The sequence below is a fragment of the Streptomyces sp. NPDC030296 genome, assembly GCF_055572815.1.
Window position 1 is genome coordinate 192,026 of the sequence record NZ_JBVICQ010000011.1, and the last position, 13,780, is coordinate 205,805.

Sequence of the window (13,780 nt, forward strand, 5' to 3'; positions counted from 1 at the left end):
ACAAGGACATGACGACCCGTGAGGTCGAGCACGAGATCACCGTCGCCGCCCCGGCCGCCGAGCTGTACCGGCTGATCGCCGAGGTGGAGAACTGGCCCCGGATCTTCCCGCCGTCCGTCTACGTCGACCACGTCGAGAAGGGCGAGCGCGAGGAGCGCATCCGGATCTGGGCCACCGCCAACGGCGAGCCGAAGAACTGGACGTCGCGCCGCGTCCTGCACCCCGAGGAGCTGCGCATCGAGTTCCGCCAGGAGGTCCCCGCCCCGCCGGTGGCCGCGATGGGCGGCACCTGGATCATCGAACCGCTCGGCGACGCCGAGTCCCGCGTGCGGCTCCTGCACGACTACTCCGCGATCGACGACGACCCCGAGCGGCTCGCCTGGATCGACGCGGCCGTGGACCGCAACAGCCGCGCCGAGCTGGCCTCCCTCAAGACCAACGCCGAACTCGCCGTGCGGGCCGTCGGACTGACCCTCTCCTTCGAGGACAGCGTCCGTATCGAAGGCTCCGCGAAGGACGTCTTCGACTTCATCAACGAGGCCGACCGCTGGCGCGAGCGCCTCCCGCACGTCGCCGAGGTCTCCCTGCGCGAGGACACCCCCGGTCTGCAGGTGCTGCGCATGGACACCCTCACCAAGGACGGCTCCCGGCACACCACCGAGTCGATCCGCGTCTGCTTCCCGCACCACCGCATCGCCTACAAGCAGACCACCCTGCCCGCGCTGATGACCCTGCACACCGGCTACTGGCAGCTCGACGAGGACGAGGACGGCGTCACCACCGCCACCTCCCAGCACACCGTCGTCCTCAACGCCGACAACATCACCAAGATCCTCGGCCCGGACGCCGGGGTGCCCGAGGCCCGCGAGTTCATCCGCGGCGCCCTCGGCTCCAACAGCCGCGCCACGCTGGGCCACGCCAAGGAGTACGCCGAGAAGCGCAGGGCGGCCGCGCGATGAACGGGCACACCCCGCGCACCTGGCTGGTCACCGGCGCCTCCCGGGGCCTCGGCCGGGCCATCACCGAGGTCGTACTGGAGGCGGGTGACAGAGTCGTCGCCACCGCCCGCAAGCCCGAGACCCTCGACGACCTGGTCGAGCGGTACGGCGACCGCGTCGTCCCGCTCGCCCTCGACGTCACCGACCGCGCCGCCGTCCTCGCCACCGTCGCCGAGGCCGCCGAGCGGGCGGGCCGGATCGACGTCCTGCTCAACAACGCGGGCTACGGCCTCGCCGGGGGCGTCGAGGAGGTCGGCGAACGGCAGGTCCGGGACCAGTTCGACGTCAACTTCTTCGGCGCGCTGTGGGTCACCCAGGCGGTGCTGCCGGTGATGCGCCGTCAGGGGGCCGGCCACATCCTCCAGATGTCCAGCATCGCCGGCCTCACGACCTACCCGAACCTCGGTATGTACTGCGCCGGCAAGTGGGCCCTGGAGGCCATGAGCGAGACCCTGGCGCTGGAGGTCGCGGGCTTCGGCATCCGCGTCACGATCGTCGAGCCCGGCGAGTTCCGCACCGAGTGGAGCGCCGGCAGCATGGTCCGCGCCACGCCCATGCCCGAGTACGACGAGGTGCTCGCGGGGCGGCGGCACGGGCTGTCCGGGGCGTACGCCCACCTCCAGCCCGGCGACCCGCGCAAGGCGGGCCAGGCCCTGCTGAAGCTGCTCGACGCGGAGCGGCCGCCGCTCAGGATCCTGCTCGGCAACAGCGCCGCCGACCTCGCCCCCCGCGTGCTGCGCGAACGCCTCGCGGAGTGGGAGGAGTGGGACGCGCTGGCCCGCACGACGGATCACGACGGAACGGACGCCCGGCCGTGACCCCGACCGCGCGCCCGACGACGGAGCGGGCCCCGGGCCCGGCCGCCGACCCACGACCGGCCTCCCCCGGCAGACCGGTCGGCCCCGGCGCGGGAACGCGGTCCGCCTCTCCGGGCGCGCCGGGTGTTCCGCCGGCCGGGGCGCGGGCCGTCTCCTCGGGTGCGCCGGGCAGCCTGCCTGCGGGGTCATGGCCGGGCTCGGCGGGTGCCTCGGGGGCGGCGGTTCTGTCCGGTGCCGCCTCGGGCGCGGCGGCGCGGTCCGGTGGGCCGGGGCGGTTCCTTCGCGGAGTCGTCCTGCGTGCCCGGCGGGTCGCCTGGCGCGCGGTCCTGTCGCTGCGTCCGCTCGCGCTGGGCGTCTGCGCCTTCGCGCAGGCCGCCGCCGTCGCCTGGGTCGCGTACGAGCGGACGCGTCCGCCCGCCCCGCAGCCCGGCGACCACGCCTGGTGGCACGGCGGCGGGCCGGCAGCCGCCGGGCACACCGCGCACGCAGGCGGGGACGGGAGCGGGCCCGTGCTGTACCTCGCGCTCGCCACGGCCGCCCTGTACCTGCTGCTGCCCCTGTTCGCCCTCGCCGCGCACACCGTGCGGCACCTGGGCGGCGGCGCGTGGACCTTCGCCGTCGTGGGCGGCGCGGTGAGCGCGGCCGTCGCCGTGCCCGTGACCGCGCTCGCGGTCGCCCTGACCCCCGGCGCGCCCGCCGAGTCGTGGGCCGCGGCGGGCGACCACGCCCTGACCGCGCTGCGCATCTGCGCCCCGGCCGGTCTGCTGCTCGCCGTCGCCGTCGGGGTGCCGTCGAGCGCACGGCACCGCGCGGACCGTCCGCCGAGACTTGTGGAGAAGAGAACCCGATCATGCTGAACCGACGCCATCTGCTCAAGGCCGCCGTCGTGGGCGGCGCCGCCGCGCTGTTCCCCTGGGAGGGGCTGAGCGGCAGCGGATCCGCCGCTGCGGCCGGCGACCTCGCGGAGGCGGTGCCCTTCGCGCACGCCCTGCCGCTGCCGAAGACCCTCGCCCCCCTCACCCGCAGCGCCACCACCGACGTCTACGAGATGCGGATGCGGGAGGCCGACGTCGAGATCGTCAAGGGGCTGACCTCCCGGGTCCGCACCTTCGACGGCACGTTCCCCGGTCCCACCATCAAGGCGTGCCACGGGCGCGCGGTGGAAGTGCGCCAGTACAACGACCTGACCGTGAACGCCGCCGTCCACCTGCACGGCGGCGAGGTCCACTCCGAGCACGACGGCCTCCCGATGGACGTCATCGCGCCCGGCGGCAACCGGACGTACCACTACCCGAACAAGCAGCGGGCGGCCTCCCTCTGGTACCACGACCACGCCCACCACCTGGAGGCCGAGAACGTCTACAAGGGCCTGCACGGGCTCTACCTGATCAGCGACGCCGAGGAGAAGAGGCTGCCGCTGCCCCGCGGCGCCTACGACGTGCCGCTGGTCATCCGGGACGCCCGCGTGGAGACCGACGGCACCCTGCGCTACACCCGCCCCTCCGACTGCCCGCACATGCTGGTCAACGGCAAGGAGCGGCCGTACTTCAAGGTGGCGGCCCGCAAGTACCGGCTGCGGCTCTACAACGCCTGCGCCAACCGGTACATCAGGCTGCGGCTCGCCGACGGCACGCCGTTCACGCAGATCGCCTCGGACGGCGGCCTGCTGGAACGCCCGGTGCAGCGCGACGAGTTGCTGATGCTGGGCGGTGAGCGCGTCGAGGTCGTCGTGGACTTCTCCCGCTACGCCGTGGGCCAGTCGGTGGTGCTGGAGAACACCGGCGCCCTGCCCACCGAGCGCCCCGAGGTGCTCCGCTTCGACATTGACCGCAGGAGCACCGACAACAGCGAGGTGCCGACCCGCCTCTCCACGCTGCCGCCGGTGCCGCGGGGCACGGTGGAACGGGACTTCGAGCTGCGCACGTTCCCCGCGATGACCATCAACGGCGTCAGCTACGACCCGGACCGGGTCGACGTGGCGACCACCGTCGGCAGCAGCGAGATCTGGACGATCCGCAACGTGGAGGCGCCGCTGCCCGCGCCGCCGGACTTCCACCTGTACCACAGCTTCCACACGCACCTGACGTACTTCCGGGTCCTCGAACGCAATGGCAAGCCGGCCGGCGTCCAGGACTCGGGGCTCAAGGACACCGTGTGCCTCGGCCCCGGGGAGACCGTGAAGATCGCCATGACCTGGGGCCCCTACACCGGCCAGTACCTCTACCACTGCCACCAGCTCGGCCACTCCTCCGGCGGCCAGATGGGACGCATCGACATCAACCCGGCCTGAACGACGGCCGCCCGACATGAGGCTGCGCTGCCGGACCGTCCGCCCCGACGGTCCGGCAGCGCTGCCGTACCGGTCCGGACCTGCCGGGTGGCCCCCGTGGGACGGTCCGGGAGGTGGCCGGATCTCGAGCGGGATTCGAGGGGGGCGGGATCAGGGGCTCCTAGGTTGCCCTCATGCAGACTTCGCCCCCCGAACGGTTGGACCGCAAGCTCCTCGTCCTCGCGGGCACCCTCCTCATCGGTGCCATCGCGTCCCTCCTGGACTCGACCATCGTCAGTGTCGCCCTGAACGACATCGGTGAGGAACTGGAGGCCTCCGAGACCGCGCTGTCCTGGGTCAACACCTCCTATCTGCTGACCCTGGCCCTGGTCACCCCGCTCGTCGGCTGGGCCGTGGACCGCTTCGGCGACAAGCGGATGTGGATGTTCGCCCTCGTGGTGTTCCTGGCCGGCTCGGTGCTCTGCGGACTCGCCTGGTCCGTGGAGAGCCTGATCGCCTTCCGCGTGGTCAAGGGCATCGGCGGCGGCATGGTGCTGCCGATGGTGCAGGCGATCCTCGCGGAGGCGGCCGGGCCGAAGCGCTTCGGCCGGGTGATGAGCCTGGTCGGCATCCCCGGGCAACTGGCGCCCATCATGGGCCCGGTGGCCGGCGGTCTGATCATCGACGCGGCGGGCTGGCGGTGGATCTTCTTCGTCAACGTGCCCGTCATCCTGATCGCCCTCGCCCTCGCCTGGAAGGTGCTGCCCTCCTCGGGCGAGCGACGCGGCACCCGTGTCGACCGCGTCGGCATGCTGCTCCTGCCGCCCGGCATGGTCGCCCTCGTCTACGGCTTCTCCCGGGTCCGGGACGTGTCCCAGCTGACCGACCCGTTCACCCTCGGTGTGCTGCTGGCCGGCCTCGCCCTGGTCGCCGGGTTCTGTGTGCACTCCGCGCGGTCCGCGGACCCGCTGCTCGACGTACGGCTGTTCCGCTCCCGCGTGTTCTCCACGTCCTCGGCGCTGATCCTGCTGCACGGCGTGGCCATCTACGGCACCCTCTTCGTGCTGCCGCTGTACTACACGCGGGTGCTCGGCCACGACAGCTCCACCACGGGCTGGCTGCTCGCCCCGCAGGGCCTCGGCATGCTGATCGGCATCTCGCTGGCCGGCGCGCTCACCGACCGGTACGACCCGCGCACCCTCATCCTCGGCAGCACCGTGGTCGCCGCACTCGGCACCGTCGCCTTCACCCAGCTCGCCGAGCACCCGGGAGACCTGCTGCTCGGCCTGTCCCTGTGCGTGCGGGGCCTCGGCCTCGGTGTCATCGGCGTCGCGGTCATCACCACGGCCTACCGTGACGTGCCCGCCGACCGCATCGCGCGGGGCACCGTACTGATCGCGGTCGGGCAGCGGGTCGGCGCGTCCTTCGGCACGGCCGTCGTCGCCCTGCTGCTGTCCGTCGGCCTCACCGCCGCGCCCGGCGAGGCGGGGGCGGGGGACGCGGCGGCGTACGGCGACACGTTCTGGTGGGTGCTCGGCCTGGTCGCGCTGATGCTGCTGCCGGCGCTCCTCATGCCGCGCAAGCCGAGGGAGCCGGAGACCGGCGTGGAGCAGGAGGAGGGGCAGCCGGCGGAGTCAGGACACCACTGACGTCACCGTGGCGGCCGACGGCACCTACGCGTCCGCGCCGGCGCGGGACCCACGGCCGCACGCACCCATGAAGGGACCGCCCGGTCGTCCCGTGGACGACCTGGCGGTCCCTCTCCCGTGCTCCCGTCACGCCACCCGCCGGATGCCCCGCGGGTCCGCCGTGATGCCCGCCGGGGCGCCCACCGCCGTGCCGTCGGCCCGCGCGGCCCGGGCGACCGCCATCACGTACTCCCCGTACCCGGACTTGCCCAGCTCCTCGCCCAGCCGGTGGCACTGGTCCGCGTCGATGAACCCCATCCGCAGCGCCACCTCCTCCACGCACGCGATCCTGAGGCCCTGGCGCCGCTCCAGGGTCTGCACGTACAGGGAGGCGTCGAGCAGCGAGTCGTGCGTGCCGGTGTCCAGCCACGCGAAGCCGCGCCCCAGGTCCACCAGACGCGCCTGACCGCGAGCCAGGTACTCCTTGTTGACGTCCGTGATCTCCAACTCGCCGCGCGCCGACGGTTTCAGGTTCCGGGCGATGCGGACCACGTCGTTGTCGTAGAAGTACAGGCCCGTGATGGCCCGGTTGGACCTCGGGCGCTTCGGCTTCTCCTCGACCGACAGCAGACGGCCCTCCGCGTCGGCCTCGCCCACGCCGTACCGCTCCGGGTCGCGCACCGGGTAGCCGAACAGCAACGCGCCCTCGCGGTGCGGGAGATGGCTGCGCAGCACCTGGGAGAAGCCGGGGCCGTGGAAGACGTTGTCACCGAGGACCAGTGCGACCGGGCCGTCGCCGATGTGGTCCGCCCCGATGACGAACGCCTCGGCCAGGCCGCGCGGTTCGGGCTGCTCGGCGTACGACAGGCGCAGGCCGAGCCGGCTGCCGTCGCCGAGGACCCGGCGGAACTGCGGCAGGTCCTTCGGCGCGGAGATGACGAGGATGTCCCGGATGCCGGCCAGCATCAGCACCGAGAGCGGGTAGTAGACCATGGGCTTGTCGTAGACCGGGAGCAGCTGCTTGGAGACCCCGAGGGTGATGGGGTGGAGCCGGGTGCCGTTCCCGCCGGCGAGGATGATTCCCTTCACGTCCTGCTCACCTCTGTAGTCGGCTTGTCGTCGTCGGCTCGTGCCGTCGTCCTGACGAGCGTGCGCCCACCCGTTCGAAGCCCCGGTCGTGGGCACCTCGAAGGCCGCGGGGCCTCGACGCCGGAAGGGGCGAGCCCCGGCAGGGCCCGCCCCCTCAGGGGACCGGTGCCTGTGGCGGCCCGGTCCTACCTGCGCTCAGTCGACGGTCAGCACGACCTTGCCCCGGCCGTGCCCGCTCTCCACGTCCCGGTGCGCCTCGGCGGCGTGGGCCAGCGGGTGGGTGGCCCGCAGATGGATCGTCACCTTGCCCCGCGTGTACAGGTCCACCAGTTCCGCGAGCCGCTCCGCCGACCGGGCACCGGCCACGTCCCGCAGGCCCAGGCGCTCGGCCTCCTCCGTGGCGATCATCGTGACCACCCGGTCGCGGTTCTTCGCCACCGCCACCGATGCCCGCAGCGCCTCGGGGCCGGCCGCGTCGACGGCCGCGTCCACACCGTCGGGCGCGATGGCCCGCACCCGCTCCTCCAGCCCCTCGCCGTAGGTGACCGGCACGGCGCCCAGGGCCCGCAGATGGTCGTGGTTGCGTTCGCTGGCCGTGCCGATGACCGTGCCCGCGCCCCAGGCCAGGGCCAGCTGCACGGCGAACGTGCCGAAACCGCCCGCGGCCGCGTTGATGAGCACCGTGTCACCCGGCTCCACGCCGACGGTCGACAGGGCCATGTGCGCGCCCTGCCCGTTGCCCGGGAAACCGGCGGCGATCTCCCACGGCATGTCCGCCGGCTTGCGGACGATCTGGTCGGCGGGCACCGTCAGGTACTCCGCGTAGGCGCCGAGCACGCTGTAGCCGAGCACCTCGTCGCCGGGCGCGAACGACGTCACGCCCTCGCCCGCCTGGTCGACGATCCCGGCGAACTCGTTGCCGAGGACCATCGGGAACTCGCGCTTGATGAACGGCGGGGTCCACCCGCCGCGCACCCGCACGTCGAACGGCAGCACCCCGGCCGCCCTCACCCGCACCCGGACCTCACCGGGCCCGGCCTGCGGTTCCTTCAGCGTCGTCTCTTCCAGCACCTCGGGGGGCCCGAACGAGGACAACGTCGCCGCTCGCATCATGCGTCCTTTCCACTGCGCTCGCCTTGACCGTGCTGCCGTTTGTACTCGACGCGCTCCTTCACGGCGTCCAGAATCAGCCGCACCTTGGAACTCAGCTCGGCCCGCACGAACTGACGCGCCGTCTCCAGCCCGGTGCCCTCCCCGAGGACGGCCGCAATGCCGGACTCCCTGATCACCACGGTCTGCACCGACGTCACCGTCGTCGAACCGTCCGGGCCGGCCCCGATCCGCCAGCGCACCTGGTGCGAACTGCCCAGCGGCGGCAGCAGCAGCTGCTTGTACGCGATCCCGTGGTGCGGCAGCCCCACGCGGGCGGTGCGCGTGGTGAACCGGCCGCCGTGCCGCTCCAGGGTCTCCATCTCCAGGACGTGCGCTCCGGGCCCGCTCGCGCGCACATCGGCCCGGACGACGTGCGCCATCACCGAGGGCCACCCGGCCGCGTCGAAGAGCAGGTCGTAGACCTCCTCGGGCGTTCCGTCGATCTCCACCGCGTCCTCGACCGTCATCAGCAGCTCGGGGAAGCGGCAGATGATCTCGGCGGCCGTCTGCACCGCGGCCAGCTCGCTGTGGGCGATCTCCTCGGTGGTGCGCCGCACCGCCTCCGCGGCCCGCGGGTCGTCGTCCCTCAGCCGGTAGTCGTGCTCCAGCCGTACCACGCAGCGGTCGTCCCCGGCCGCCTCCACGGACCAGGTGCGGCACAGCGACTCCAGCGGCGGCTCCACGCGCTCCGGCCGGAACTCGACGCGCAGCGCGTCCTCGTCGGTACGGCGCAGCGCCACCCAGTGCTCGACGCGGTCGCCGGCCGGCTCACCCGCCCCGGACAGCGCCCACATGCCGACCCGCTCGTACCCGTCCACGGAGCCGAGCCGCTCCAGGTGCACGAAGGGCGGGAAGATCCGCGGCCAGGCGTCGAGATCCGCCAGCAGCCGGTAGACGTCGCCGGCCGCCGCCCGCACCGTGACCTCGTGCCGTTCGCTCACCGCTTGTGGCGATGCCATGTGCTCCTCCTCGCGTCGGGGGCCGCTCAGCCGCTCCAGCGGGCCGCGCGGACCACGCCCTGATCGGTGGTCAGATAGCCGACGGTGACGCCCTCGTTGTTCAGCAGATACGCCTCGCTCGACCCCGACACGACCGCGCCGATGTCGGTGACCTGGCCGCCGGGCGACCAGCGCACCGCGTGGAACACGCCGCCCGGCGTGTACGAGAACCCGACCGCGACACCGGCGTCGTTGATGCCGTACACCGCCGAGCCCGTGTCACCGGGCAGCGGGCTCAGCGGGACCGCCGTGCCCGAGCGCGACCACTTGACCGCGTGGAAGGGGCCGTCGTACCCCTTGCCCGCCTTGTAGGAGTTGCCCACCATGGTCCCGCGGTTGTTGATCCAGCTGGCCTGGCTGGAGTCGTCACCGGGCAGGACGCCGCCGAGGGACACCGCGGTGCCGTCGGCGTTCCAGCGCACCGCGTGCTGCTTGCCGTCGGAGGTGCCGGAGAAGCCGACGGCCGCCCCGCTGTCGTTGATCTTCGCGGCGGCGCTGGACACGTCGCCCGGCAGCGGCGGCAGATGCGTGGCCTTGCCGTCCACGTCCCAGCGCTGCGCCTTGTACACCAGCTCCGGCGTGGCCGAGAAGCCCACGGCGACCCCGCGCGTGTTCACGCCGTAGGCCCTGCTCCGGGTCGAGCCGGGCAGCCCCGCCAGCTGCGCGGTGCGGCCGTCGGGGGTCCAGCGCACCGCGTGCTCGGCCTTGTCGGCGCCGACCGAGCGCCCCACGACCACACCCGCGCGGTTGATGTTGTACGCCGTGCCGGACACGTCGCCCGGCAGCGTCCCCAGGTCGGATACCACTCCGTCGGCGCTCCAGCGGACCGGGCGGGTGACACCGTCGGCGTTCGCCGAGGAGCCGACGACGATCCCGGCGTCGTTCACGGCGTACGCCAGGCTGGTCGTGCCGCCGGGCAGCGTGCCCAGGTCGGTGACGGTCGTCCTCGCTCCCGCCGGGAACGCGGTCGCGGCCGTCAGGGCGGCGGTGCCCAGGGCGACACCGAGGCCGCGCGCGGCCATGGGCGACAGTTGGGTTCTCACGTGCTTGCCTGCCTTCCTCTTGCAGATACGGCCGATGCTCTGGGCGCCCGCTCCACCGCCGGTCGACTCCGGGTCGTGGCGCGGTCGAGGCCCGCGGCCGGACGTCGGGGTTCAGAGCGGCTTGCCCGCCAGCTCGACGAGACGGGTCACCATGTGGTCCGGACCGGGCTCCACGGCCAGTTCCTCGGCCAGCGCGGCGGCGTTCTTGCGAACCGGCCCGTCCTCGACCAGGGCGCGCAGCACGGACCCGTCGACCTGCTCCGGCTGCCGGTCGAAGCCGATGCCCTCGCTCTCGATGATCGAGGCGTTGATCCAGTTGTCGGCCCCGTACGGCATGGCCAGTTGGGGCACGCCGGCCTGCGCGGCGGCGAGCATGGTGCCGCAGCCGCCGTGGTGGACGACACCGTCGAGGGTCGGCATCAGCGCGCTGAGCGGGGTCCAGCCGACCGGCCGGACGTTCTCCGGGAGGGTGCCCAGCGGCGCCAGGTCGACGTTGTCGCCGAGCGCGAGGATCAACTCGACGTCCAGGCCCGCCGAGGCGTCCAGCACACTGCGCAGGCTGCCCGAACCGGCCACGCCCGGCACGACGGTGCCGAGCGTCACCACGATCCGCGCCCGCTCCTTCGGCGCCGCCAGCCAGTCGGGCAGCACACCGCCGCCCTGGAACGGCATCGACCGCATCGACCAGCCCTCGCCCTCGCCGCGCATCAGCTTCTGCGGCGCGAAGTACACGGGCTGCACGAACGGCAGCTCCACCGGCACACCGAGGCGCTCGAACGTCGGAGCGAGGTGGGGGAGCATCCGGGACGGCAGGTCGCCCTCGCGCAGGAAGCTGAAGCCGTTCTCCACCGCCGGGACGCCGAGGTCGCGGGCGGCGAGCAGCGCGGTGCCCTGAAGCCGCGAGTACACGATCAGGTCGGGGCGCCAGCAGCGGGCGAACTCCAGCGTTCCGTCGGCCATCATGTCGTTGATCAGGCCGAACTTCTCCAGGATGATCTCCGGCGTCCGCTCCGACCTGGTGATCTCCGCGCCGCGCTCCCGCATCATCCGCACGCGCTCCTCGGGCGTGCCCTTCTTCGGGAACACCGTGCTGAAGTCGGCGTCCGGGGCGACGTCCCGCACGGTCAGGCCCGCCCGGGCCGCGGCGTCGACGGAGACGCCCGCGGTCGCCACGGCCACGTCGTGGCCCGCCGTACGGAACGCCCAGGCCAGGCCCAGTGCCGGATACAGGTGGTCGAGGCCGGGGGAGACGTTGAACAGCACGCGCATGGCGGTTACCTCGTTTCCGTGGACATCGGGTCTGCGGTGGACTCCGCTGCCGTGACCGTGCCGGGGGCGGCTCAACCCGTGCTCGAGAGACGGCGCCGACACTCACCGCCACACACGCCACCGCCCGACGAAAGGCCCCCACCGATGCCCAGGGACCCTCTCGTGACGCCGGACACCAGCACGACCCCGGCCCCCCGTACGGCCCCCGACCCGCTCGTGCGCCCGGATCTCCCCGCGCCCCCCGCCGGGGAACCCGTGTCGGCCTCCCTCTACGCCGGGGTCCAGCAGTTCTACGCCCGGCAGATGCACCTCATCGAGGGTGCGGGCGCCGACCCGGGCGCGTGGGCGGAGACGTTCACCGAGGACGCGGTCATCGAGTTGGCCGGGGACACCCCCGACGTCGGCCGTGAGGCCATCCGCGCCTCGGTGACCGCCGGGGTCGCCCATATCGCCGCCCAGGGCTGGGACTTCCGCCACTGGTTCGGCATGCTCGACGTCCGGCCCCGCGAGGACGGCTCGCTGCGCACCCGGTACTACGCCCTCGCCATGGCCACGCCCCGCGGCGGCGCCCTGGCCATCCGTGGCTCCCTGCTGTGCCACGACGACCTGGTCCCCGCCCCCGACGGCTCCGGCTGGCTGGTCCGCCACCGTCGCCTCGTGCCCGACGGCCGCTCCGGCGACTGAGGCACCCGGCGGCGCCCGCGGCCTCCGCGCCCGGCCGTGCCGCCGCCCCCGCCGCCCGCCCGTCGAGTGCGCCTCGAGACGCCCTGGACGGGCCCCCGATCCCCGGCGGCCACCGTGGACCGCCCAGCCCGCGCCACGGGCCGCACGGGTTCCAGCAGATCACCGGGTGAGGAAGTGGGTTCTATGCCGAGCCAGTCGACAACCAGCCGAACCGGTCTGCCGGAGCGCGCCGGTGACCTCGCCGCGACCGCGGGCCGGTACGCCGCCGACGCGGACACCGACCGGGAACTGGCACCGGCGGTGACGGACGGCATCGTCCGCGCCGGTTTCGCACGGCACTTCGTGCCCGCCCGCTTCGGCGGCGCCGAGGGCGGCGCCCGGGAACTGCTGGACGCGGTCGCCGCGCTGGCGGAGGGCTGCACCTCGGCCGCCTGGTGCGCGTCGGTCACCGCGGGCGCCGCCCGCATGGGCGCCTATCTGCCCGAGCGGGGCCAGCGGGAACTGTGGGGACGGGGCCCCGACACCGTGGTCGTCGGGGCGCTCATGCCGAGGGGCGCGGTCACGGAGGTCGCGGACGGCTGGCGGGTGACCGGCGAGTGGGAGTTCACCAGTGCCGTCGGCTTCTCCGACTGGGCGCTGGTGTGCGCGCTCGTGCCGCAGGACGACCGGCACGTGCCCTGGTTCTTCGCGCTGCCCCGCGCCGACTACCAGATCGTCGACACCTGGTCGGCGATCGGTATGCGCGGCACCGGCAGCCACACCCTCACCGTCGACAACGTCTTCGTCCCCCGGCACCGCGGCTTCGCCCGGGACACCATGCTCGCCGGGCGCGCCGTCGCCTCCACCGCCCGCTGCCACACCGTTCCGCTGCGGCTGGTCAGCGGCCTGCTGTTCGCCGCCCCCGCGCTCGGCGCGGCCCGCGGCGCCCTGCGCGTGTGGTCCGAGCACACGGCGATGGACACCGACGAACGCAACCCCGGCCCCCGGATCGCCCTCGCCCGCGCCGCCGTCACGATCGACGCGGCCCATCTGCTGCTGGAGCGCGCGGCCCGCGTCGCCGACGCCCCCGCGGCGACCCCGTTGGAGCAGGTGCGCAACCCCGCCGACTGCGCGCACGCCGTGGACCAGCTCGTCGACGTCGTCGGGCAGCTGTTCCGCACCGTCGGCAGCACCGGCCAGCTCGCCGCCCACCCCCTCCAGCGGATCTGGCGCGACGTGCACTGCCTGGCCAGCCATGTCGCCCTGCGCTTCGACACCGCGGGCGGGGCGTACGGCGCGCGGCTGCTGGAGCCCGCCGCCGGCTGACCCCCGGCGCCGCCCCCGTCCTCGTACCGACCTGTCACACGACCTACGGAAGGCAGCTGGCATGAGCCACCCCAACACCCCGGACCGGGCGACGGCGTCGTTCGCCCCGGCCGACCTGTACGCGGAGATCCAGCAGTTCTACGCCCGCCAGATGGGCCTGCTGGACGACGGCAGGCCCGACGACTGGGCCGACACCTTCACCACCGACGCGGTGTTCGCCGAGGCCAGCCGGCTGGCCGAGCCGCTGCGCGGCCGCGAGGTGATCCGTGCCTCGTCCCGGGCGCGCCAGGAGCGGCTCGACGCCGACAAGATCGACTTCCGGCACTGGCTGGGCATGCTCGACGTCCGCCCCCAGGACGACGGTTCGGTGCGCACCCGCGCGTACGCCCTCGCCATGCGCACCCCGCGCGGCGGGCAGCTGGAGATCTTCGCCAGCGTCGTCTGCCACGACCACCTCGTCCGGGTGAACGGCGCCTGGCAGGTGCGGCAGCGCGATCTGACCCACGACGGCTCGGCCCGGGACTGAG

Annotated in this window: 13 protein-coding genes; 8 read left to right on the forward strand and 5 right to left on the reverse strand. The window is 73.6% G+C overall.

Annotated features, from left to right (window positions below; genetic code table 11):
- The first annotated feature begins 8 nt into the window (after positions 1 to 8).
- From ACZ4Z3_RS29980 to ACZ4Z3_RS30000, 5 genes are all read left to right on the forward strand, one after another.
- Positions 9 to 959, forward strand: coding sequence for an aromatase/cyclase (locus tag ACZ4Z3_RS29980; RefSeq protein ID WP_468503953.1), 951 nt, complete (start codon positions 9 to 11; stop codon positions 957 to 959).
- On the forward strand, positions 956 to 1,816 hold the full coding sequence (locus tag ACZ4Z3_RS29985; protein WP_468503954.1) for an oxidoreductase: 861 nt from the start codon (positions 956 to 958) through the stop codon (positions 1,814 to 1,816). The genes ACZ4Z3_RS29980 and ACZ4Z3_RS29985 overlap by 4 nt, the downstream gene beginning before the upstream one ends.
- A complete protein-coding gene (locus tag ACZ4Z3_RS29990; protein WP_468503955.1) occupies positions 1,813 to 2,673 on the forward strand; it encodes a hypothetical protein in 861 nt (286 codons plus the stop codon). Before ACZ4Z3_RS29985 ends, ACZ4Z3_RS29990 begins: the two co-directional genes overlap by 4 nt.
- The gene (locus ACZ4Z3_RS29995; protein WP_468503956.1) at positions 2,667 to 4,106 is read left to right on the forward strand and encodes a multicopper oxidase family protein; all 1,440 of its coding nucleotides are present in this window, start codon (positions 2,667 to 2,669) and stop codon (positions 4,104 to 4,106) included. The genes ACZ4Z3_RS29990 and ACZ4Z3_RS29995 overlap by 7 nt, the downstream gene beginning before the upstream one ends.
- Before the next feature lie 173 nt (positions 4,107 to 4,279).
- Positions 4,280 to 5,734: an MDR family MFS transporter gene (locus ACZ4Z3_RS30000; RefSeq protein ID WP_468503957.1), complete on the forward strand. Its 1,455-nt coding sequence runs from the start codon at positions 4,280 to 4,282 to the stop codon at positions 5,732 to 5,734.
- A 126-nt stretch (positions 5,735 to 5,860) separates the two neighbouring features.
- On the opposite strand, the gene rfbA is transcribed toward ACZ4Z3_RS30000, so the two are convergent.
- The 5 genes from rfbA to ACZ4Z3_RS30025 all read right to left on the reverse strand — a co-directional run bounded on the left by rfbA (position 5,861) and on the right by ACZ4Z3_RS30025 (position 11,264).
- The gene (gene rfbA, locus ACZ4Z3_RS30005) at positions 5,861 to 6,802 is read right to left on the reverse strand and encodes a glucose-1-phosphate thymidylyltransferase RfbA (protein WP_468503958.1); all 942 of its coding nucleotides are present in this window, start codon (positions 6,800 to 6,802) and stop codon (positions 5,861 to 5,863) included.
- Positions 6,803 to 6,997: 195 nt separating this feature from the next.
- Entirely contained in the window at positions 6,998 to 7,915 is a 918-nt protein-coding gene (locus ACZ4Z3_RS30010) for an NADP-dependent oxidoreductase (RefSeq protein ID WP_468503959.1), read from the reverse strand.
- Positions 7,912 to 8,913 carry an aromatase/cyclase gene (locus tag ACZ4Z3_RS30015; RefSeq protein WP_468503960.1) on the reverse strand — a complete coding sequence of 334 codons (1,002 nt, stop codon included), beginning with the start codon at positions 8,911 to 8,913 and terminating at the stop codon, positions 7,912 to 7,914. Before ACZ4Z3_RS30015 ends, ACZ4Z3_RS30010 begins: the two co-directional genes overlap by 4 nt.
- Positions 8,914 to 8,939: 26 nt before the next feature.
- Positions 8,940 to 9,995, reverse strand: a complete 1,056-nt coding sequence (locus ACZ4Z3_RS30020) for a hypothetical protein (protein WP_468503961.1) — start codon at positions 9,993 to 9,995, stop codon at positions 8,940 to 8,942.
- A 111-nt stretch (positions 9,996 to 10,106) separates the two neighbouring features.
- Entirely contained in the window at positions 10,107 to 11,264 is a 1,158-nt protein-coding gene (locus tag ACZ4Z3_RS30025; protein WP_468503962.1) for a nucleotide disphospho-sugar-binding domain-containing protein, read from the reverse strand.
- 162 nt (positions 11,265 to 11,426) lie between these two features.
- On the opposite strand from ACZ4Z3_RS30025, the gene ACZ4Z3_RS30030 reads away from it, so the two are divergent.
- The 3 genes from ACZ4Z3_RS30030 to ACZ4Z3_RS30040 all read left to right on the forward strand — a co-directional run bounded on the left by ACZ4Z3_RS30030 (position 11,427) and on the right by ACZ4Z3_RS30040 (position 13,779).
- Positions 11,427 to 11,948, forward strand: a complete 522-nt coding sequence (locus ACZ4Z3_RS30030; RefSeq protein ID WP_468503963.1) for a nuclear transport factor 2 family protein — start codon at positions 11,427 to 11,429, stop codon at positions 11,946 to 11,948.
- A gap of 183 nt (positions 11,949 to 12,131) precedes the next feature.
- The gene (locus tag ACZ4Z3_RS30035; protein ID WP_468503964.1) at positions 12,132 to 13,253 is read left to right on the forward strand and encodes an acyl-CoA dehydrogenase family protein; all 1,122 of its coding nucleotides are present in this window, start codon (positions 12,132 to 12,134) and stop codon (positions 13,251 to 13,253) included.
- 61 nt (positions 13,254 to 13,314) lie between these two features.
- Positions 13,315 to 13,779 carry a nuclear transport factor 2 family protein gene (locus ACZ4Z3_RS30040; RefSeq protein WP_468503965.1) on the forward strand — a complete coding sequence of 155 codons (465 nt, stop codon included), beginning with the start codon at positions 13,315 to 13,317 and terminating at the stop codon, positions 13,777 to 13,779.
- The last annotated feature ends 1 nt before the right edge of the window (position 13,780 follow it).